Source organism: Acidimicrobiales bacterium (genome assembly GCA_035547835.1).
Classification (GTDB): Bacteria; Actinomycetota; Acidimicrobiia; order Acidimicrobiales; family Iamiaceae; genus DASZTW01.
Window position 1 is genome coordinate 179,281 of record DASZTW010000001.1, and the last position, 21,172, is coordinate 200,452.

Annotated in this window: 20 protein-coding genes; 7 read left to right on the forward strand and 13 right to left on the reverse strand. The window is 70.1% G+C overall.

What is annotated here, in order from left to right:
* Positions 1-156 precede the first annotated feature (156 nt).
* The 6 genes from guaA to VHA73_00795 form a co-directional block, all read right to left on the reverse strand.
* Positions 157-1,719 carry a glutamine-hydrolyzing GMP synthase gene (gene guaA, locus VHA73_00770; GenBank protein ID HVX16538.1) on the reverse strand — a complete coding sequence of 521 codons (1,563 nt, stop codon included), beginning with the start codon at positions 1,717-1,719 and terminating at the stop codon, positions 157-159.
* 102 nt (positions 1,720-1,821) lie between these two features.
* Positions 1,822-2,928, reverse strand: a complete 1,107-nt coding sequence (locus VHA73_00775; GenBank protein ID HVX16539.1) for a GuaB3 family IMP dehydrogenase-related protein — start codon at positions 2,926-2,928, stop codon at positions 1,822-1,824.
* A gap of 68 nt (positions 2,929-2,996) precedes the next feature.
* Positions 2,997-3,371, reverse strand: a complete 375-nt coding sequence (crcB, locus tag VHA73_00780) for a fluoride efflux transporter CrcB (GenBank protein HVX16540.1) — start codon at positions 3,369-3,371, stop codon at positions 2,997-2,999.
* The gene (locus VHA73_00785) at positions 3,368-3,712 is read right to left on the reverse strand and encodes a DUF190 domain-containing protein (GenBank protein ID HVX16541.1); all 345 of its coding nucleotides are present in this window, start codon (positions 3,710-3,712) and stop codon (positions 3,368-3,370) included. Before VHA73_00785 ends, crcB (VHA73_00780) begins: the two co-directional genes overlap by 4 nt.
* Positions 3,709-4,140: a fluoride efflux transporter CrcB gene (gene crcB, locus VHA73_00790; protein HVX16542.1), complete on the reverse strand. Its 432-nt coding sequence runs from the start codon at positions 4,138-4,140 to the stop codon at positions 3,709-3,711. The genes VHA73_00785 and crcB (VHA73_00790) overlap by 4 nt, the downstream gene beginning before the upstream one ends.
* Before the next feature lie 9 nt (positions 4,141-4,149).
* Positions 4,150-5,619, reverse strand: coding sequence for a pyridoxal-dependent decarboxylase (locus VHA73_00795; GenBank protein ID HVX16543.1), 1,470 nt, complete (start codon positions 5,617-5,619; stop codon positions 4,150-4,152).
* Between the two features lie 100 nt (positions 5,620-5,719).
* Here VHA73_00795 and VHA73_00800 point away from each other — a divergent pair, with 100 nt between their 5' ends.
* Positions 5,720-6,673 carry an alpha/beta hydrolase gene (locus VHA73_00800; protein ID HVX16544.1) on the forward strand — a complete coding sequence of 318 codons (954 nt, stop codon included), beginning with the start codon at positions 5,720-5,722 and terminating at the stop codon, positions 6,671-6,673.
* A gap of 15 nt (positions 6,674-6,688) precedes the next feature.
* On the opposite strand, the gene VHA73_00805 is transcribed toward VHA73_00800, so the two are convergent.
* Positions 6,689-7,255 carry a YqgE/AlgH family protein gene (locus VHA73_00805; GenBank protein ID HVX16545.1) on the reverse strand — a complete coding sequence of 189 codons (567 nt, stop codon included), beginning with the start codon at positions 7,253-7,255 and terminating at the stop codon, positions 6,689-6,691.
* 59 nt (positions 7,256-7,314) lie between these two features.
* Positions 7,315-7,704, reverse strand: coding sequence for a hypothetical protein (locus tag VHA73_00810; protein HVX16546.1), 390 nt, complete (start codon positions 7,702-7,704; stop codon positions 7,315-7,317).
* A 124-nt stretch (positions 7,705-7,828) separates the two neighbouring features.
* On the opposite strand from VHA73_00810, the gene VHA73_00815 reads away from it, so the two are divergent.
* Positions 7,829-10,471, forward strand: coding sequence for an IMP dehydrogenase (locus VHA73_00815; protein ID HVX16547.1), 2,643 nt, complete (start codon positions 7,829-7,831; stop codon positions 10,469-10,471).
* A gap of 31 nt (positions 10,472-10,502) precedes the next feature.
* Here the strand turns inward: VHA73_00815 and VHA73_00820 are convergent, their stop codons facing one another.
* From VHA73_00820 to VHA73_00840, 5 genes are read right to left on the reverse strand one after another with little or no spacing between them, the layout of a single operon-like run.
* Complete coding sequence (locus VHA73_00820) at positions 10,503-10,844, reverse strand: DUF5615 family PIN-like protein (GenBank protein HVX16548.1); 342 nt, start codon at positions 10,842-10,844, stop codon at positions 10,503-10,505.
* A complete protein-coding gene (locus tag VHA73_00825) occupies positions 10,841-11,266 on the reverse strand; it encodes a hypothetical protein (GenBank protein ID HVX16549.1) in 426 nt (141 codons plus the stop codon). The genes VHA73_00820 and VHA73_00825 overlap by 4 nt, the downstream gene beginning before the upstream one ends.
* A 51-nt stretch (positions 11,267-11,317) precedes the next feature.
* Positions 11,318-12,103: a CoA pyrophosphatase gene (locus tag VHA73_00830; GenBank protein HVX16550.1), complete on the reverse strand. Its 786-nt coding sequence runs from the start codon at positions 12,101-12,103 to the stop codon at positions 11,318-11,320.
* The gene (locus VHA73_00835; protein ID HVX16551.1) at positions 12,100-12,948 is read right to left on the reverse strand and encodes an ABC transporter permease; all 849 of its coding nucleotides are present in this window, start codon (positions 12,946-12,948) and stop codon (positions 12,100-12,102) included. The genes VHA73_00830 and VHA73_00835 overlap by 4 nt, the downstream gene beginning before the upstream one ends.
* A complete protein-coding gene (locus VHA73_00840; GenBank protein HVX16552.1) occupies positions 12,945-13,952 on the reverse strand; it encodes an ATP-binding cassette domain-containing protein in 1,008 nt (335 codons plus the stop codon). The genes VHA73_00835 and VHA73_00840 overlap by 4 nt, the downstream gene beginning before the upstream one ends.
* Before the next feature lie 85 nt (positions 13,953-14,037).
* Between VHA73_00840 and VHA73_00845 the strand changes: the two genes are divergently transcribed.
* The 5 genes from VHA73_00845 to VHA73_00865 all read left to right on the forward strand — a co-directional run bounded on the left by VHA73_00845 (position 14,038) and on the right by VHA73_00865 (position 21,170).
* Complete coding sequence (locus VHA73_00845) at positions 14,038-14,514, forward strand: MarR family transcriptional regulator (protein ID HVX16553.1); 477 nt, start codon at positions 14,038-14,040, stop codon at positions 14,512-14,514.
* A complete protein-coding gene (locus tag VHA73_00850) occupies positions 14,511-15,248 on the forward strand; it encodes a TetR/AcrR family transcriptional regulator (protein ID HVX16554.1) in 738 nt (245 codons plus the stop codon). Before VHA73_00845 ends, VHA73_00850 begins: the two co-directional genes overlap by 4 nt.
* A 321-nt stretch (positions 15,249-15,569) precedes the next feature.
* Positions 15,570-16,250, forward strand: coding sequence for a DUF4255 domain-containing protein (locus tag VHA73_00855; protein HVX16555.1), 681 nt, complete (start codon positions 15,570-15,572; stop codon positions 16,248-16,250).
* A gap of 1 nt (position 16,251) precedes the next feature.
* Positions 16,252-18,435, forward strand: coding sequence for a carboxypeptidase regulatory-like domain-containing protein (locus VHA73_00860; protein ID HVX16556.1), 2,184 nt, complete (start codon positions 16,252-16,254; stop codon positions 18,433-18,435).
* Between the two features lie 2 nt (positions 18,436-18,437).
* Positions 18,438-21,170 (forward strand): carboxypeptidase regulatory-like domain-containing protein, encoded by a 2,733-nt coding sequence (locus VHA73_00865; protein ID HVX16557.1) that lies wholly within the window; start codon positions 18,438-18,440, stop codon positions 21,168-21,170.
* Positions 21,171-21,172 lie beyond the last annotated feature (2 nt).

Genomic DNA, 21,172 nt, shown 5'->3' on the forward strand with positions numbered 1-21,172 from the left:
TCCGCCCACCGATCACCGCGAAGCGGTCACTCCCACTCGATGGTGCCCGGCGGTTTGGACCAAGGGCCCGAGCGGCCCGGCGGCGGAGCCGCCAAGAGCGGGAGACACGTGTCGGAGACGTGACGTCCGCTCCGCCCACCGATCACCGCGAAGCGGTCACTCCCACTCGATGGTGCCCGGCGGTTTGGACGTCACGTCGTATGCCACCCGGTTGACGCCGTCGACCTCGTTGATGATGCGGCTCGACATGCGCTCGAGCAGCTCGTAGGGCAGGCGTGCCCAATCGGCGGTCATGGCGTCCTCGGACGTGACGGCCCGGATGATGATCGGATACGCGTACGTCCGCTCGTCGCCCATCACGCCCACCGAGCGGATGTCGGGCAACACGGCGAACGCCTGCCAGATCTCCCGTTCGAGGCCGGCGCGGTGGATCTCCTCGCGCACGATCGCGTCGGCGTGCTGCAACAGCGCCACCCGCTCCCGGGTGACCTCACCGATGATCCGCACGCCGAGGCCGGGTCCGGGGAACGGCTGGCGCCACACGATCTCGTCGGGCAGCCCGAGCTCGGTGCCGACCTTGCGCACTTCGTCTTTGAACAAGCTGCGCAACGGCTCGACCAGCTCGAACTCCATGTCGTCGGGGAGCCCGCCGACGTTGTGGTGGCTCTTGATGGTCGAGGAGCCTTCGCTGCCACCGGACTCGATCACGTCGGGATACAGCGTGCCTTGCACCAGGAACCGCGCGTCGGTGACGCCCCCAGCCGCATCCTCGAAGACCCTGATGAACGTCTCGCCGATCGCCTTGCGCTTCTCTTCGGGGTCGCTGATCCCCTCGAGCCGCTCGAAGAAGCGGTCGGCGGCCCGCTCGTGGATCAGCTCGATGCCTTGGTGGCGGCGGAACGTGTCGACCACTTGGTCGCCTTCGTCCCTGCGCATCAGACCGGTGTCGACGAACACGCAGGTGAGCTGCGCGCCGATGGCCTTGTGCACCAGGGCTGCGGCCACGGCGGAGTCGACCCCGCCCGACAGGCCGCAGATGGCGCGACCGTCGCCCACCTGGGCCCGGATCGCGTCGACCGACGACTCGATGACCGATGACATCGTCCAGCTCGGATCGCAGTCGCAGACCGCGAACAAGAAGTGCTCGAGCACTTCTTGGCCATGGGGTGTGTGCACCACTTCGGGGTGGTACTGCACGGCGTGGATGCGCCGCTCGACTTGCTGCATGGCCGCGACCGGCGCGTCGGCCGAGGTGGCGGTGACCTCGAAGCCGTCGGGTGCGGTGACGATCGCGTCGAAGTGGCTCATCCACACCGGTTGGGTGACGGGCTGGTCACCTCCGAAGAGCAGCGCGTCGGGCTCGGTGAGGGTGACCTCGGTCCGCCCGTACTCTCCACGCCCGGTGCGGGCCACTTCGCCGCCGAGCTGCAACGCGATCAGCTGCGCGCCGTAGCAGATGCCGAGGATCGGCACGTCGAGGTCGTACACGCCGGCGTCGATCAGGGGTGCTCCCTCGACGTGCACCGAAGCCGGGCCGCCCGAGAAGATCACGCCAGCGGGGTTGCGCGCCGCCAACTCGGCGGCGGTGATCGAGGCCGGGACGATCTCGGAGTACACCCGCGCCTCACGGACACGGCGGGCGATGAGCTGCGCGTACTGGGCGCCGAAGTCGACGACGAGGACGGGACGGTCCTGGAGGTCGTCCGGGGCAGCGGTCATACCAAAAGCTAGCCCCGCGCCCACCCGGCCCACGACACCCGCTCCCCGACTTTCGCAACGTTGTGGGGCCGGTGACCCCGCAAGTCTCCGAAGTTCACCAGGTCAGGCGCGGACGACCAGCTCGGCCTTTTGGAGCTGCTTGAGCGACTCGAAGCCCGACATCGCCATCGCCGCCCGCAACGCCCCCATGATGTTGGTGCGGCCTTCGCCTTCGGTCCCAGGACCGACCAGCACCTGCTCCAACGTCCCGGCCGGCTCGCGGCGGTGCAGGGTGCCCCGTGGCAGGTGGCCGTGCCAGGCGGTCTGGGGCCACAGCGTGCCGCGGCCCGGCGTGTCCGACGCGGCGAGCGGCGGCCCGAGCATCACGCCGTCGGCGCCCACCGCGACGGCTTTGGCGATGTCGCCACCGGTCTCCATCGGTCCGGCCGCGATCACTTGCACGTACACGCCGGTCTCGTCGAGGTGGCGCATCCGTGCGGCGCGGACATCGGCGATGGCCGTGGCCTGTGGCACGCCGATGCCGAGCGTCGCCGCGGTGTGGGCGTCGTTGGCGCCGGCCGATCCCACCAACACGCCGGCCGCGCCGGTGCGCATCAGGTGCAGCGCCCCCTGGTAGCTCGTGGCGCCGCCCACGACGACCGGGATGTCGAGGCGTCGCACGAACGTCTTCAGGTTCAGCGGCTCGTCGTCGGGGGCTGTCACGTGCTCCGCGGACACGACGGTGCCGTGGATGATCACCAGGTCGAGTTCGGCCTTGACGATCACATCGGCGAGATCGACCGTGCGCTGCGGGGTGACCGCGCCACAGGAGACCACACCCGCCTTGCGGATCTCCTTGATCCGGTCACGCACCAGGCCCGGCTTGATCGGCTCGGCGTACAACTCCTGGAGGCGGGCGGTGGCCTGACCCTCCGGCAGCTCGAGCAGCTGGTCGATGAGCGGCTGCGGGTCGTCGTGGCGTGTCCACAACCCCTCGAGGTCGAGTACGCCCACGCCGCCGAGCTCGCCGATCGCGACCGCGGTCGCCGGGCTGACGATCCCGTCGAGTGGCGTGGTCAGCAGCGGGAGGTCGAACCGGAACGCGTCGAGCTCCCAGGTGAGGTCGACGATGTCGGTGTCGCGGGTGCGGCGGCCCGGGACGATCGCCACGTCGGCCAAGTCGTAGCCCTGGCGCGCGTCTTTCCCCAGTCCGATCTCCACTTCAGGCACCGGACGAGGCTAGTGCTCGGCCCAGGGACGCAGGCACTGGTTACACCGTGCCGGGGTGTGCCAAGAGCTCACAGCCCGGCGAGCGCGATGCCGGCCGCGGCAGCCGCCAGGCCGACGACGAAGCTGGCGGCCGCGTTGGTGACCGCCTCGATCGCCGCGCCCTCTTCAGCGAGGCGCACCGTCTCGAACGTGAACGTGGAGAACGTGGTGTACGCCCCGATGCCGCCAGTGCCGAGCATCGTCTTCCACGAGGCGCTCAAGCCGTGGTACATCGCGAGCCCGGTCAGCAGCCCGAGCACGAAGCAACCCGACACGTTCACCACGAACGTCCCCCACGGGAACCCGCCGGACGAGCGCCCCTGCACCCAGCCGTCGAGCACGTAGCGGGCGGGCGCGCCGAGTCCCGCCGCGATCAGGAATCCGACCCAGGCCCCACCGGTCACTCCTCCATCCCTCGCCCGACGTATCTCGAGACGTGGACGTCTTCCACGGTCACGAGGCCTTCGGTGATCAGCTCGTTGAGCTGCGGCAAGAACGCGTCGATGGCCTCGGGCCGGTCGACGATGACCACGGCGATGGGCAGGTCGTCGGACAGGGACAAGATGCGCGTGGTGTGGATGTGGTTCGACGCGCCGTAGCCCTCCACACCGCGGAACACCGACGCGCCGGCGAGCCCCGCGGCGTGGGCGCGCTGCACGATCTCGGTGGCCAGCGGCGTGTGGCCATGGCGGTCCGACTCACCGAGGTAGATGGTGAGCCGTTGCTGTCGCCCTTCGAGTTTCATGGGGCCTCCCGATGGTGGGCGGGGTACAGACGGCCGGCAGCGACGCCGGCATACGCGAGGACGAGTCCCGCGGCGAGCGAGCCCAGGCCGTACAGCAACCCGGTGGCCAGGTGGCCGTCCTCGAGCAGCAGCGCGGTCTCGACTTCGTACGTGGACATGGTGGTGAACGCGCCGATGATGCCGGTGGCCACGAACGGTCGCAGGTAGCGCGACGGCGGGAACCGCTCGAGCACCAACACGAGGAACAACCCGAGCGCGAAGCTGCCCGACAGGTTCGTCCAGAACGTGGCCCAGGGGAAGGCGTCGTGTGCGGTGGGGAGCCACCGGGCAATCCCGTAACGGGCCGACGCTCCGAGCATGCCGCCGGCGCTGATGACCGCGAGCACGTCGGGTTGCAGGCGCGCTCGGCGCCGCGACGGTGTCGACACGCGCCCGTCTTATCCCTCGGCCGGAGGCGCAAGCGAGTCGAGCAGGTCCCACAGCGCGTCGACGTGGCGGGCCTCGGTGTGGGTCTGGCCGATCGAGGCCCGGATCACGTACCGGCCGTCGAGGCGGGTGTGGGTGAGCAGCACCCGGCCAGTGGCGTTCGCGTCGGCGAGCAGCCGCGCCGTGACCTCGTCGCCGGCCACGTGGCGCAGGCAGACGAGACTCAGCGCGGGTGGTGCGGCCAGCTCGAAGCGTGGGTCGTCGAGCACCCGCGCCGCGAAGCCCTTGGTCAGCTCGACGTGGCGCCGCACGTGATACCGCAGCCCTTCCAACCCATAGGACCGCAGCACGAACCACAGCTTCAGCGAACGGAACCGACGCCCGAGGGGGATCTGCCAGTCGCGGTAGTCGATCACCTCGCCACCGCTGGTCGCGTCGTTGCGGAGGTATTCGGGAGTGACCGACAGCGCGTCGATCAGGGCGTTGCGGTCGGCCACCCAGAAGCAGTCGCAGTCGAAGTTGGTGAACAACCACTTGTGCGGGTTGAACGCGTAGCTGTCGGCGGCCTCCACACCGTCGTTGACCCAGCGGAGCTCCGGTGCGACGGCAGCCGAGCCGGCCATGGCGGCGTCGACATGGAGCCACATGCCGTGCCGCGCGGCGACGTCACCGATGGCGCCGACCGGGTCGAACGCGAGCGAGGACGTGGTGCCCGCGGTGGCCATCACGAAGCACGGCACCCGCCCCGCGCGCGCCGAGGCGACCACCATCTCGTCGAGGGCGTCGGCCGACATCGCGTGCGCGTCGACCGCCGACGACGGCACCAAGTGGATCTGCGAGGGCCGGAAGCCGGCGATGCGCGCGCCTTTGTAGAACGACGAGTGCGCCTGGTCGGACGCGAACACGTCGAGCTCCGCGATCGTCGCCCGGTCGTGGCGCGCCAACGCCCGCTCGCGAGCGGCGACGACGGCGCACAACGTGGCCGACGACGCCGAGTCCTGGATCACGCCGCCGCCGGCGCCCGGCCCACCGTCGGGGGCGGTCGACCGGAACCGGTCGGGCAGGGCGAGCGCGTCGACCAGCCAGTCGAGCACCAGCGTCTCGAGCTCCGTGCACGCCGGGCTGGTGGCCCACAACATCCCGTTGACGCCGAGCGCGCTCGACACGAGGTCGCCCAACACGCCGGGACCTGACGAGTTCGCGGGGAAGTACCCGAAGAAGTTGGGCGATTGCCAGTGGGTGAGACCCGGCACGATCACCCGGTCGAGGTCGGCGAGCACCTCGTCGAAGGGTTCGGGGTGCTCGGGGGCGTGCGCCGGCAACGCGGCGCGCACGTCGCCCGGCGCCACACGCGAGCCGACCGGCAGATCCTCGACCTGCTCCAGGTACCGCACGATCCACTCGAGGGTGGCCTGCCCCCGATCGTGGAGCTCGGCGGGCGTGAGGTGGTAGCCGCCGGTCGCTGTAGGCCCGTCCTCCATCCCCGCAGCCTCCCACCCCGGCCGCCAGGTGAGAAGCTGACCACCCGCTCGTAGTCCACCGCGCCGCCCACCGGCCCTGCCACCCAACGGGAGCCAGCCCATGCCACTCGACCCACGAGTTCGCCCCATCGTGAAGTTGCTCAACACGGTCGACCGATCCGAGCGCGACCACGGGCAGACGATGACCCAGCAGCGCATCGAGTCGGCGGGCGTCGCCCGCCGGTTCCACGGCATCGTGATGCGCCTCGGCGACCGGTCGGTCACCTCGCAGGATCAGATGGTCCCCGTGGCCGGCGGCCAGATCACCGTCCGCATCCACCGGCCCCCCGCGCCGGGCCCGCTCCCCTTGCACGTGTTCTTCCACGGCGGCGGCTGGTGCGCCGGCACCCTCGAGGAACGCGACCCGCGCTGCCGGGCGATCGCGTCGGGTGCGACCTGCGCGGTGGCGTCGGTCGACTACCGGATGGCGCCCGAGAACCAATACCCCACGCCGCCGGAGGACTGCTACGCCGCGCTCACGTGGCTCGTCGACCACGCCGGCGAGCTCGGCGTCGACCCGGCGCGGGTGTCGGTGGGCGGCGAGTCGGCGGGCGCCAACCTGGCGGCCGTCGTGTGCCTCATGGCTCGCGACCGCTCCGGGCCCGCGCTGTGCCACCAGTGGCTCGACGTGCCGGCCACCGACCTCACGATGGAGCAGCCGTCGGTGCGGTCGACCCCGGCGGGCTACCTGCTCGACTACGAAGCCATGCTGCGCTACCGCGATGCGTACCTGCCGGACCCCGAAGCGCAGATGCGTGAGCCGTACGCGTCGCCGTTCCACGCCCCCGACCTGTCCGGCCTGGCGCCCGCGTGGATCCTCACGTGCGGCTACGACCCGCTGCGCGACGACGGCCGCGTGTACGCGGAACGGCTGCGCGCCGCCGGCGTGCCGGTCGAGCACACCCACCTCGAAGGGCACGTCCATCCCTCGTTCGCGTTCACGCGGCTGGTGCCATCTGCGCGCGAGTACGAGGCCGCGGCCATCGCCGCGCTCGCCGCTGCCTACGCCCGCTGAGCGACCCGGCCGAAGTCAGTTGAACCGCGGGTCGCCTTCGGCGTTGGCGTACCAGGCCATCGGTCCGGGCTGGCGCCGCAGGACCGTTCGCCACAAGTCGCCGGGCTCGTCGGTGAACACGTCACCTTCCTCGGCGTCGACCACGAACCAGGACCCGAACTCGATCTCGTCCTCGAGCTGACCCGCGCCCCAGCCCGCCGAACCGGCGAAGAGCCGTACGCCGTCGAGCGCCACGCCGATCTCCTCCGGCGCCCGGTGCAGGTCGAGAGTGCCGACCGAACCCAGCAGCGGGGTGAACGGACCGTCGTCATCGGGAGGGACCGGTGTCGCCGATCTCCCCAACCCGATGACGGAGCTCATGCCGACTGGCCCGCCGAAGAACATGCGCGCCGGCGTCGACGCGACCTGCCCCCAAGCCGGCACGAACTCCTCGACATCGCCGTGGCTCGGCCGGTTGAGCACGAGTCCCAGCGCGCCCGCCGGGCTGTGAGCCAACAACAAGACGATGGTGCGATGGAAGTTCGGGTCCTCGAGCGCCGGGGTCGCGACGAGCAGCCGTCCGGTGAGAGTGGGATTGGGCATGCGGCGCCGCGCTCAGGTCTCGCGCGGACAATCGACCATGGCGAAACCCGCTCGAGCCCTTACCCGCGCAACGCTCGCAGGACCTGCTTCGCGATGGCCGAGTTCATCTGGTACATCGCGGACCGCCGCGCGTCGCGGGCCATCTTCAACACGCTGCCGCCGGTGAGCTCCTCGACGCTGTCAAGGCTGTCGACCAACGCGTCCTTGGCGGTGTCGGTCACCTTGTAGCCGGCGCTGGTCAGCGCTTTGACGACTTCGTTCTGCGCGATCGGCTCGGGTGCGGCCGCGGCGATCACGCGCAACGCTTCCTTGGTGAGCTCCGCGCCTTGGACCACGGCTTCGGTCGGCGTGAGCGAACCGGCCTTTTGACCTTCGACCGAAGCGAGCCAGCGGCGGACCTTCACGACCAGCTCGCCGTGGGTCTCACCTTCGAACGAGAGCGTCGCCATGCCTGCAGAGGCTAGTTCCGGGCGCTGCCACGCACCGGGAAGCACACCGGCGCAGCACGCGACCGGTGACGAGCTGCGCGCGATGCCACCTGGAGTCGAGGCGGCGCCCGACTAGGATCCACCCATGGAGGCGTCAACCGGTCCGTTCCCCGAGCCACTCGACGACGGTGGCTACCCCGAGAAGTTCGCCAAGGTGGGTCTCACCTTCGATGACGTGCTGCTCGTCCCGGCGGCCTCCAGCGTGTTGCCGGCCCACGTCGACACGCGCACGCGCCTCACGCCCAACATCGAGCTCGCGATCCCCATCGTGTCGGCGGCGATGGACACCGTCACCGAGTCGCGCCTCGCGATCGCCATGGCCCGCGCCGGCGGCATCGGCATCGTGCACCGCAACTTGTCGATCCCCGACCAGGTGGCGGAAGTCGACCGGGTGAAGCGCAGCCAGTCCGGCATGATCACCGACCCCGTCACGTTGCCGCCCACCGCGCTGGTGCGCGACTGCCTGGCGATCATGGCCCGCTATCACATCTCGGGCGTGCCGATCACCGACGAAGGTGGCCGGCTGGTCGGTCTGCTCACCAACCGCGACCTGCGCTGGATCGAAGACGACAGCCAGGTCGTGGCCGACGTGATGCGACCGCTGCCGCTGCACACCGCCAAGCTCGGCACCACGCTCGAAGAGGCCAAAGCGGTGCTGCGCGAGCACCGCATCGAGAAGCTCCCGATCGTCGACGACGGCGGCGTGCTCCGCGGCCTGATCACCATCAAGGACATCACCAAGTCCACCGACTACCCGCTCGCCACGCTCGACGAGCGCGGCCGCCTCCGAGTGGGCGCCGCCGTCGGCGTCGGCCCCGACGCGATCGAGCGGGCCGAGGCACTGGTGGCCGCCGGCGCCGACGTGCTGGTGGTCGACACGGCGCACGGCCACAGCCAAGGCGTGCTCGACGTGGTCAAGGAAGTGAAGAACCACGTGGCGGTCGACGTGGTGGCCGGAAACGTCGCCACCGGCGACGCGGTCGACGCGCTCGCCGGAGTCGGCGCCGACGGCGTGAAGGCCGGTGTCGGACCTGGATGCTTCGCCGCTGGAACCCGGGTCTTGATGGCCAACGGCACGTACCAGAACATCGAGTCGATCAAACCGGGCGATCGCGTGCTCAACATGCACGGCACGCCTGTGACGGTCCTACGTGCTTGGTGCACCGGCGTACGCGAGGTGATGGCCGTGCGTCACACCGCTTGGCCAACGGAGACCGTCGTCACGCCGGACCACCGATTCTGGGTTGGGGATCTGTCGACCACGAGCCCAGCGTCGGTTGCGTCGCGTGGCTACGCCCGCGTGCTGGAGCAACCAACGCGGCTTGGCAAGGCGAAGCTTCACTGGAAAGAAGTCGCCGATGTCGACCGCGACGTCTTCCTATTGCCCCGCTACCTCGAGCTCGAGCTTCCTTTGCACGTCCGGGTGGACCTGCGCGACTACGCCATCCGCGAGAGCCGTCTGACGGGCCCGACAGTCGTCGAGGACTCCTTCGAGCTCGGGTTCATGATCGGCACCTTCCTCGGCGACGGGCATGCGTTCTTGAACACGGTGCGCAACAGCCAGATCGGCAGGGTGTCGTGGTACTTCGGGGGCCATGAGGAAGATCTCGCAACTCAGCTGTGCGATGCCGTCGAGGCGGTCACCGGCAAGCGACCGGTGATCGGACCCCGCGTGCGCAATGTCATCGAGATCCACCTCTACTCGCTGCCGTGGGCGCGCTTCTTCGCAACGCTGGGCAAGCGCGACGCCAAGCATCTCCCGCCTCACCTGCTTTGCGAGAGCCCGCCCTATCTCGAAGGTGTCTACCAAGGTCTGCTTGCAAGCGACGGCTACATCGCCAGCGACGGCCGGGTCTGCTTTGGCAACACCTCCTCCGAGTTGGTGGAGCTGTTCGCGTTGCTCTGCGCGCTCCTCCACGGCAGCTTCCCCAACGTCCACCTGGAGCACCCGTCCGCGGGTGGGCTCGAGGGCGTCAACGACGAAGACTGCCTACCGAGCTTCCGCGCACGCCTCAACCGCATGCATCACAAGCGCCTGATCGACGCACACGGCGTGGTGAAGGTCCTCGAGCGGCGCGAGCTCAACACCGCCGTGCCCGTGTACGACATCGAGGTCGACTGCCCAACCCACAGCTTCATCGCCAACAACGCCATCGTGCACAACTCGATCTGTACAACCCGGGTGGTGGCAGGCGTTGGGGTGCCGCAGCTCACGGCGATCTACGACTGCGCCACCGCGGCAGCCCGCCACGGCATCCCGGTGATCGCCGACGGCGGCCTGCAGCAATCGGGCGACGTGGCGAAGGCCATCGCCGCAGGCGCGAGCACGGTGATGTGCGGGTCGCTGCTCGCCGGCGTCGACGAGTCGCCCGGCGAAGTGGTGTTCCACCAGGGCGAGCGCTTCAAGGAGTACCGGGGCATGGGGTCGATGGGCGCGATGAAGGCCCGCTCGTTCTCCAAGGACCGCTACTTCCAAGGCGACGTCGCCGAGGAAGACAAGCTCGTGCCCGAGGGCATCGAGGGCCGCACGGCGTACAAAGGCCCGATCTCCAACGTGCTGTACCAACTGGTGGGCGGCCTCCGAGCCGCCATGGGTTATTGCGGCACCGCGACGGTCGACGACCTTCGCACCAACGCCCGGTTCGTGCGCATCACCAACGCCGGCCTGCGCGAGTCGCACCCCCACGACATCACCATCACCGGCGACACCCCCAACTACTGGGCGTAGCCCGTACGGGGCGTAGCGGGCGCCGCGCTGGTCAAAGCCAGTGCACGAAACCGGGATAGGGGTGCTCGCCGGCGAGGAACGAGTCGAGCGCCCGCACCAGGGGGCCGACCGCCGCGGGTGCGAAGCGATTCGAGATCAGTACCAGCCCGGCGTGTGTCTGCCCGGTGGCGCGGTGCTCGCGATCGAGCTCCAGGTAGTCAGCCCGGTCACGTGTCACCACGGCCCGGCCTTCGACTTGGGCGAACGCGAAGACCTCACGGTCGGACAGCGATCGCAGATCGGGTCGCTCCGCCACGGCCACGACGTCACGGCCCCGATCGCGGAGCTGTCGTGCGATCGCCAACGGGATCATCTCATCCAGAAGTGCTTTCACCCGAGCAGCGAATGACGGCGCTTCCACGCCGCTTCGGCCCGCTCGGCCCGCTCCTCGTCGAGGCGGATGCGATCGTCGATCTCACCTGGGTGATCGGCGTAGTAGCGCAGCGCCGTCTCGACCTGCGCCGTCGACAAATCGAGCGCCCGACACGTCGCAGCAACTGCCCGCTCACCGGTCATGTCGAGCCCCTTGACGAACCGCACCAGCTCCCAGACATCTGGGCCCACGGCGAGCGCGGCTCGCCGACCGGTGGGACCGTCGCGGAAGACGATGCCTGGATGCTCCTCCATTCGAAGGCCCTCGTCGACGAGGCGCTCGGCCAACCGGCTGCCCGGCTCGCCGCGCTCGCGCGCCCGCTGGTCGAGCGCGGCGAGCGTCTCCTGCGACCAGCGGAACGAGCGTTGTCGGGTGGGGGCCATCGGTGACAATGTATCCCATTGTCACCCAGTTGCCTCCCGAATGCCCTCCGCTCACCGGTGGCCGAGGTCGCCGCGGCCCAGGGTGCCGGTGGCGAGGCCGAGGAGCTGACGCAACATCGCTGCGGTGGCACCCCAGACGGTGTCGCCCACCAGCTCGAAGAAGAAGATCGGGTGGTCCTCGGGGATCGGCCACAGCTCGCAGCGGTAGATGCCGGGATCGGTGAGCTCGTCGAGGGGCACGTGCAGGATGCGGTCGACCTCGCTCGGGTTGGCCCGCAACCCGGGCGGCGGTCCCGGCAGCACACCGACGAACGGCACGATCGCACTGGCGCTGCTGATCGTGGCCAGATGGTCGAGCTCACCGATCAGCTCGACGGATGACGGGTCGAGGCCGATCTCCTCTTGCGACTCGCGGAGCGCCGCGTCGACCAGCGACTCTCCCGCCTCCTGGCGGCCGCCCGGAAAGCTCACCTGCCCCTTGTGGCTGCGCAGCTGCATGGTCCGGCGGGTGAGGATCACCCACGTGCGGCCGTCGTGCACGTACAGGGGCGCGAGCACCGCGGATCCGGCGAGGCCGCCGCGCGCCTCGACCTGCGACGGTCGCGGGTCGCCCGCCGCCGTCAAGGCGTGGCGGATGTGGCCGAGGTCGGGTGTGCGCTCGCCGACGGGCAGATCGGCCCAGGGGGCCGGCGGACCGGTTCGGGCACCGGGCGGGCGAGGGATCTCCTGGGGCCCGCCACGACCCTGCGGCGGCGCGAACGGCTGCGAGGGTCCGGCGGACGCCGGGCCAGACGGGTGCCCGGCGGAAGATGGCTCGCCGGAACCCGGATCGATCACGCCAGGCGACGGTACTTGTTGACCGCCAGCGGAACGAGGACGATGAGGATCCCGGCGACCCACGCGACGGCGTGCAACGTGGGGCTCATCGTCGGCCCGTAACCGGTCATCAAGTTGCGCGCCGCGGTGGCGACTTGCGACACGGGCTGGTTGCGGGCGAACACCTGCAGCCACGACGGCATCGTGTTGATCGGCACGAAGCACGAGGAAGCGAACGTCAACGGCATCAGGATCGGGAAGATCATCACCTGGGCCGTCTCCGCGTTCGGCGCCGACAGCCCGAGGTAGGCGGCGCCCCAGAACAAGGCATACGAGAACGCCAAGATCAACACGACGCCACCGAGGAACGGCAGCACGCCGCCGGTGATCCGGAAGCCCACCGCCATCCCCACCACGAGCATCAGGACCATCACGAACACGTTGCGGACCAGATCCGCGGTGGTCCGACCGACCAGCACGGCGGAACGCGCCATCGGCAAGGACCGGAACCGTTCGAGCAGGCCTTTGTGGAGGTCTTCTGACAGACCGATCGCGGTGCCGACCACGCCGAAGGCGACCGTCTGCACGAAGATCCCCGGCATCAGGAAGTTCACGTAGCTGATGCCCTTCGGGAGACCGAGGCCGACCACCGCGAAGACATAGCGGAACAGCAGCACGAACATGATCGGCTGCACGGTGCTGAAGAACGTGGACTCGGGTACCCGGAAGAACCCGATGAGGTTGCGCCGGGTGGCGGTGAGGCCGTCGCGCACGGCCCACATGGCCGCAGAGCCCGGCTCGACCTCGGGCGCGCCCAGCTCGGCGGTCGGTACCGCCGCGCGCGTGGCAGTGGTCGAGTCGGTCATCGGTGTGCCCTCCCGTTGTCGGCCGCGACAGCCGGCTCGCCGGCCGACTCCGCCTCGGCGCGATGGCCGGTGAGCGACAAGAACACGTCATCGAGGCTGGGCTCGCGCAGAGCCAGCCGGCTGGCCTGCAGCGACGCCGCGTCGAGCGCCACCAGCACATCGGTCACGACCCGGGGCCCGTCGTCGACCGCCAGTTCGAGCCGCGCGCCGTCGATGATCGGTTCCCGACCGATCCGCTCGGCCACGACCTGGCGAGCGCGCGCGGCCTCGGTCGGGTCGGCCATCTCGAGCTCGAGCACGGTCGTGCCGAGGGTGGCCTTCAGTTCGGGGGCGGTCCCTTCAGCGATGGCCCTACCGTGGTCGATGACCATGATCCGGTCGGCGAGGCGGTCGGCCTCTTCGAGGTACTGCGTGGTCAACAACACCGTGGAGCCGTCGTCGACGAGCTGCTCGATCACACCCCACAGGTCGACGCGACTGGCCGGGTCGAGACCCGTGGTCGGCTCGTCCAGGAACAGGACCCGCGGCCGGTGCAGCAGCGACGCGGCGAGGTCGAGGCGCCGGCGCATACCGCCGGAGTAGCCCTTCGAGGGGCGGTCGGCTGCGTCGATCAGGTCGAACCGCTCGAGCAGCTCCTCGGCCCGTGGCTTCACCAGCCGACGGGGCATGTGGGTGAGCTCACCGAGGACCCGGAGGTTCTCGCGGCCCGTGAGGTTCTCGTCGACCGCTGCGTACTGGCCGGCGAGCCCGATCCGGAGACGAACTTCGTTGGGATGGGTGGCGACGTCGAGGCCCTCTACCCGCGCCCGGCCGCCATCGGGCTCGAGGATCGTCGTGAGCATCCGCACGACGGTGGTCTTGCCCGCACCGTTGGGGCCGAGGAGGCCGAGCACCGTTCCGGTCGGGACCTGGAGATCCACCCCGTTGACGGCTTGCACGTCGCCGAAGTGCTTCACCAGACCCTCGGCTTCGATGGCGAGCGTCTGCGATGGAACGTTGGACATGGCTGTCATCGTGACAGGAATTGCTTTAAGATGTCAAGTATCGAATGCTTCAATCCTTGGTGGACTTGTGGTAGACTGGGCTGGCATGGGGAAGAGTCCCACCAAGCTCGATCTCGCGGCCGACTGCTTCCGCCTGCTGACGGGCTTCCTCCAACGCCACAAGCAGCGCTTCCTCACGGTGGCCTCCGACCACGGCCTCACCCCTGCCCACCTCGGTGCGCTGATGTCGCTGGAGCCGGGCGAGGGGCAGCCGATGCGGGCGTTGGCCGAGCTGTGGCACTGCGACGCGTCGAACGTCACGTGGCTCGTCGACCGCCTGGAAGAACGGGGCCTGGTGGCCCGCCAGCAGCTCCCGACCGACCGCCGGGTCAAGTCCGTGGCGCTCACCAGCAAGGGCGAGCACCTGCGCTCCACCATCGACCACGAGCTCACCTCGCCGCCCGAGCCGATGCTCACCTTGACGCTGGTCGAGCTGGCCCAACTGACGGCGCTGCTGCAAAAGCTGTCGAGTGACGCCAAGGACCCGTCGGCCCACGGTTCATCGAACACAATGGTGAGGTGATCGACGAGAAGGGGGTGGCCACCAACGTCGCCTGGCTGCGCCAAGTCCCGCAGCAGCGGCGGTCACTGGCCCGGGTCGAGGCGCTGCTCGACACCGCTGAGCTCGTCTTCGAGGAAGTCGGCTACGACGCGGCGACCACCAACCTGATCGCCGAGCGGGCCGACATCCCGGTCGGCACGCTGTACCGCTGGTTCCCGGACAAGGCCGCGCTGGCCGACGGGCTGGTCAGCCGGTACGTCGAACGGATCGCCGGCGCGTACGAGTACCTCGTGACCGCCGAGCCTCCGCCAACCGAGATCCTCCGCGACGTCACCCATGAGCTCGCCCAGGTGGTGTTCGACAGCCCGGCCATGGCGGCGATCATCGGTGCCGCCACCCTCCCGAGCGCGCCCGACGCTCCGGGCGTCCGCCTGCGTTCAACCGCGCAGGAGGCCATCCGCCTCCTGATCCAGCTCCGGGCTCCCACCATCGCCGAAGCCGACCTCGAACGCATGTCCGACGTGCTCACCACCGTGGCCTTCGGTGTGCTCGGCCGGGCAGGCCGCCTCGAGGGCACGGCCCGCCTCGCGATGGTCGACGAACTGGCCGATCTCGTGATCTCGTGGCTGGCCGCCCGCCTCCCCCCACCCGATGACCCGGTCTGGGAGGCCGCCAACCCGTTGGTCGTCCCGGTGGCGCCGACCCGCAACCGGGTTCCCGGCAGGCGGCACGGCCTCGGCGGCCGCGACGCCTGACGATCTGCACGCGTTTGGCGTCAGCTTTGCCACCACTCCGCGTGGTCGTGCGAAGGATCACCCCTCGGGTCATCTGCACTGCCTAATCTGACCTCGAAGGCCCTTCGCTCGGCGCCGCCCGCTCCGAGAGAAGGGCCTTCGCCGCGCTCGCGGCCGGCCGCGCGAGCGCGGACCTCCGCGACCCGGTGACAGCGGTGAGTGGTGGTACCATGGGACGGTTCACCAAAGGTGCTGGGCATCACCAGAAGGCCTTGTCTGCAGCAACACGCCAGACGGCCGAGGGGGAGCAATGGTGGGAGCGGGTGCGTCGTGATCCATCTGGTGGATCAGGCGCTGGAAGGCTTCGTGCGGGGCGACCTGCTGCCTCCCGACGCGGGCGTCGACCTGTCCTTCGCCACGCCCGACAAGCAGTGGGGCAGCGGCATCACGCGCCCGACGATCAACTTGTTCCTCTGGGACGTCAAGCGGAGCGCCGTGCAGGCGCAATCGGGCTCCGACACCATCGACATCGACGGGCAGATCAGCCGGCGAACCGCTCCGGTGTCCGTCGAGCTGCGCTATCTCGTCACTGCGTGGGCGACCGAAGGCCGTGACGAGCACCAGCTGCTCGGCACGGTGCTGCAAGGTGTGCTCGGCACCCCCACCCTGCCCGAACGCCTCCGCCCCGAGGGGCTGGGCGACACCGGTCCCGTGCGCCTCCAGGTCGCCAGCGCGAACGAGCCGCGCTCGGCCGACTTCTGGACGTCGCTCGGCGGCCAGCTGAAGCCAGGGATCGACCTTCGCGTCGAGCTCCGCGTCGCCGCCTTCGCCTGGGAGTCCGCCGCGCTGCCGGCCACCGCCGTCGAGACCACGGTCAACCCGATCCCGCGCCCGGCCGCGCCGCGGACGGCCACGCCCGTGACCGACACCGGGGTGCGGCGCCGCTACCGACGCCATGGCGCGGTCGTCACCGAAGCCACCCGGACACGCCCCGACGACCAGGCCGAATCGCAGGATCCGTGAGATGCGCGTCGAGCTCGCGGATCGCGTCTACGAGGCCACCCCTGGCCAGTCGATCGAAGTCGAGCTGGAGGTCTTCAACACCCAGCCGGTGATCGACGGCATCACCGCCCGGGTCATCGGCCTCGACCCGAACCGTGTCACCAGCCACCCGATCCAGCTCGCGCTGCTGCCGCAGACCTCCGGCCGGCTCCGCCTCCGGGCCCACATCCCACCCGAGTTCCCGGCTGGGCGACACCTGATCACCGTCGAGGTCCGCTCCGCGGTGCCCGACGGCGGCGTCGAGCGTTGCGACCTCGAGCTGAACGTCGCCCGGGCACCCAGAGCGTCGCTCCTGGCTGACCCGCGGGCCGTCACCTCGCGGCGCCGAGCCGAGTTCGCGCTGCTGTGCGACAACGTCGGCAACACGCCGGTCGTGGCGGCGTTGACCGCGTCGGACCCGCAACGAGCACTCGAGATCGACTTCTCGCATCGCATCCTCGAAGTGCCGCCGGGGTCGACGGGCTCGTCACGCCTGACGGTGACCGCCCGCCGCAAGTACTTCGGCGGCGACCTCACCCATCCGCTCACGGTCCAGGCCGAAGGCGCCGAAGTCGAGCTGAAGACCGAGGTCACCTTCACCCAGCGACCGATCTTGTCGCGGGGCTGGCTCACGATGGCGATCCTCGGCGCAGTGGTCGCCCTGTGGGCGCTGGCCATGTTGTTCGGCCTGACCCGCATCTTGAACGGGAACCCGGCCACGAAACAGGCGCCCGCGTCGTTCTTCGCCGCGACTGTCGGTGCCGGCCCCGACGGCGTGCCACCGGGTGGCATGTCGAAGCAGGGCGCCACCCAGGCGGTGGCGGGGACGGTGTCGGGCACTGCCGTGTCGGCCATCACCGGCAAAGGTGTGCCGCGCCTGACCGTCCAGGCGCTGTACATCAGCCGGACCGGACCGAAAGTGGTGGGCTCCGCCGCCACCGGAACCGATGGCGCGTTCAGCGTCGACGGGCTCCTGCCCGGCACGTACAAGCTGCGGGTCGTCACGCCCGGCTACCGCACCACCTGGTACCCCGCTGCCACCAGCCTGGTCGGCGCGAGCAACGTGAACGTCGCGGCGCAGAAGGCCACCAAGGGCCTGAAGCTCCAAGTCCAGGGCCTGCCCGGCACCATCAGCGGCAAGATCGACACCGGCCAGACGAGCCAGCAGATCCCCGTCACCGTGCAAGTGCACGCGGCCACCGCGGCGTCGAACCAGCCGCTCCAGACCACCACCGTCACCAACGGCACCTTCAGCCTCGCCAACTTGCCCACACCCGACACGTACGACGTCACGTTCACCGCGCCCGGCTACCAACCCGCGACGGTCACCGTCCCGCTGAGCGGCGGCCAGACCGGCGACACGAGCACCGTGCGGATGAGCGCCGGAAGCGGCACCATCACCGGGACGGTCACCGACGGGCGCAACCCCGTCGGCGGGGTCACGATCACGGCGATGGCCGGGACCACCGTGGTGAAGACGGCCACGCCGACCGTCGGTTCGGTCGGCGTCTACGCGCTCACCGGCCTGCCCACACCGGGTGCGTACCTGCTGTCGTTCGACAAGCCGGGATTCGGCAGCCAGACCATCGCGGTCAACTTGACCGCCGGCCAGTCCCGGACGGGCGTCAACGTCGTGATCGTGTCGGGCACCGGCACCATCAGCGGGCGGGTCACCGACGCGGCCGGCCAGGCGCTCGGCGACGTGTCCGTCCGCGTCGACGGCGGCACCACATCGTTGAGCACGAAGACCTTCACCAGCGGCGCGGTGGGCTCGTACACGATCGCCAACCTGCCGCCCGGCACGTACTCGGTGACGTTCTCGGCGCCGAACTACGCCTCGCAGACGTTGACCGTCGACCTCACCAACCAGTCCGGTGCCAGCAACGTGAACGCGGCGCTGGGAAGCTCGGTCGGCACGTTGCAGGGCACGGTCACCTCAGGCGGACACGGCCTCGCCGGGGTGTCGGTCTCGGTCACCAACGGCACCACCGTGGTGACCACGACCACGGTGAGCAGCCCGGCTGGCAGCTATCTCGTACGCAACTTGCCGGCCGGCACGTATTCGGTGACGTTCAGCAAGGACGGCCAGCAGACCCAGACCGTGCAGCTCACCGTCGCCGCCGGCGGCACCGCCACGCAGAACATCGACCTGGTCCCGAGCTCGTAGCGATGCGCGTCGACGTCACACCGGAGCGGATCACCGCCATGGCCGGCCAGCCGGTCGTGCTGACCGTGCAGGTGTACAACACGACCGACATCATCAGCGCGCACCGCATCCGGGTCCTCGGCGTGGATCCACGGTGGGTCAGCCTTGACCGCAACGAGCTGACGCTGTTCCCGGAGAACACCGGGACGGTCACCGTCACGGTGACGTTGCCAGAGGGTGTGCCTGCCGGTGCCCGGCGGCTCGGGATCGAGGTCCGCGAGGTCACACCCCCCGGCCGCACAGTGGTGGCGGAAGCCGAGCTGACCGTTCCGACCCGCTCCACCACCACGCTCGGCCTCGAACCGTCGTCGGTCACCGGCGGCCGAAAGGCCGAGCTGGTGGCGCGCCTCGCCAACCACGGCAACGCCGCGCTGCCGGTCGGCCTGGACGGCATCGATCCCGAGAACGGCATCGAGTTCGTGTTCGAGCCCGCCACGGTCGACCTGGCGCCAGGCGACGAGCGCACCGCACGGGTCGCGCTGCGCGCCAAGCGACCGCTGGTCGGCTCGCCGAAGGCACGCCCGTTCACGATTCGCCTGGTCGGCGCCGACACACCCACCGAGGCGATGGCGTCGTTCATCCAACGCCCGTACGTGTCGCGAGGAATGCTGGCGCTGGCGGGGCTGATGGCGGCGATCGCGGTGTTCGCGGCGGTGATCACCGTGACGTTCGGTCGGGTGGTCGACAAGTCGGCGGCCGACAACAACGCGCTGCTCCAAGCGATCCAGGGGGCCCAAGCCTCCGGCGGGAGCGGGTCGATCGGCGGGAAGGTCACCTTGTTGTCGTCCGGGGCGGGCGTGGCCGGTGTGACGGTCCAGGCGTTCAACGCCAGCGACCTCGGTTCACCGGTCACCTCGACGGCGACGGACGCCAAAGGCAACTACCGCCTGCCGGCGCTGGCGGCGGGCTCGTACAAGGTGCGCTACCAAGGCGCCGGTTTCGTGCAGATCTGGTACCCCACAGCGGTCACGGGTCCCGATGCCACCGCCGTCACCGTCACCGCCGGCCAACCCGTCAACAACATCAATGTCGCGCTCGGCGGGGTGCCGGCCGAGGTGTCCGGGCAGGTCGTGGGCGGCGACCCGACCGGGGCCACCGTCGTCTTGCGCGTACCCGGCGGTCCCCCGCCGTCGCTGTCGATGCTCGCCAACCCCGCCACCGCGGTCGCGGCCGGTGCCAGCGGCACGGGCGCCTCGGTCACCGGCGCGCCCGTGACCACGAGCGCGCCGTCGGCTTCGTCGACCACCGCGGCGACATCCAACTCGGTCACCCCGCAATCTGCGGGGCGGGCACAGATCGCCGATCTGTCCCGCGCTCCGGCACCGTCGACGGCGACGGCCACCGCCCCACCGACGGCAGGGGCGCTCGTCGAGACCACGCCGGTCGGCGCGGGCGGCAAGTTCACGCTCAGCAACGTGCTGTCACCGAGCACGTACGAGATCTCCGTCCTCAAGGCGGGCTATTCGCCGTCGATCCAGCAGATCACGCTCCAAGCCGGTGAGCACCGCGACGGCCTCGAGATCCCGCTGCTGACAGGCGACGGGGTGATCAGCGGGACCGTGCGGTCCCCGACCGGGCCGCTGGGCGGCGCCACCATCACCGCTTCGAACGCGACCACTGCGACAGGCACCGTCAGCCTCACCCGCGACAGCGTCGGGTCGTTCACGCTTCGCGGGTTGCCGACGCCCGCCACGTACACGCTCACCGTCGGCCACGACGGTTACGGGACGCAGACGATCTCGGTGAGCTTGAGCCGTGCGCAGGCAGCAACCGGCATCTCGGTGACGCTCACCCCCGGCGCCGGTTCGATCTCCGGGGTGGCCACGCTCAACGGCAAAGCCGTCGGCGGGGTGGTGGTGTCGGCGACCAACGGCCAAGTCACCGTGCACGCGGTCACGGCCACCGCCGGGACGCTCGGCAGCTACCTGCTGACGGGGCTGCCCGCGCCGAGCACGTACACCGTGACGTTCTCGCGCGCGGACCTGACTTCCGTGACCCGGTCGGTGGCGCTCGACCCCCAGGGCACGTTGAACGCCACCGGCGTCAACGCGTCGCTCACCGCCAACGCCGCGTCGATATCCGGCGCGACGGTCTGCCAAGCCGCCGAGCCCCAACCGAACCCTCCGTGCGGAACGGCAGGCCAGGGTCTCGGCGGGGTCGCCATCGCGGCCGTGTCGGGATCCTCTACGTTCCGGACCACCTCGGCCGACGGCACCGGGGCCTACCTCCTCGCCGGGCTTCCACCGGGCACGTACACGGTGACGTTCAGCCGGTCCGGCGCGCCCGCGACCACCCAGCTGTTCACGCTCGGCGCCGGGCAGGCCGCGCGCTTCACCGCGCAGATGCAACCGCAGGCCACCATCACCGGGACCGTCAAAGTGCAGCCGACCTGCCCGCCCGCCGGAACGCCGGGCACGGGCGACACGACGACCACCACCGTCGCCTGCCCAGGCCCGCAGCCCCAGGCGAACGTCCAAGTCAGCCTGTACCGGGCCAGCCAGTTCCCCGGCACACCGGTGATGACCACGCTCACCAACAGCCTTGGGCAGTACTGGCTGGCGGGGATGGACCTCGATGACACGTACGTCGTGGCGTTCTCGTTCCCGCCCAACACCCCACCCCAGATCACCCAGCAAGTGACGATCACCTCCACCGACCGCAACAAGTCCGTGAGCCCGACGCTCACCGGTAGCTGACC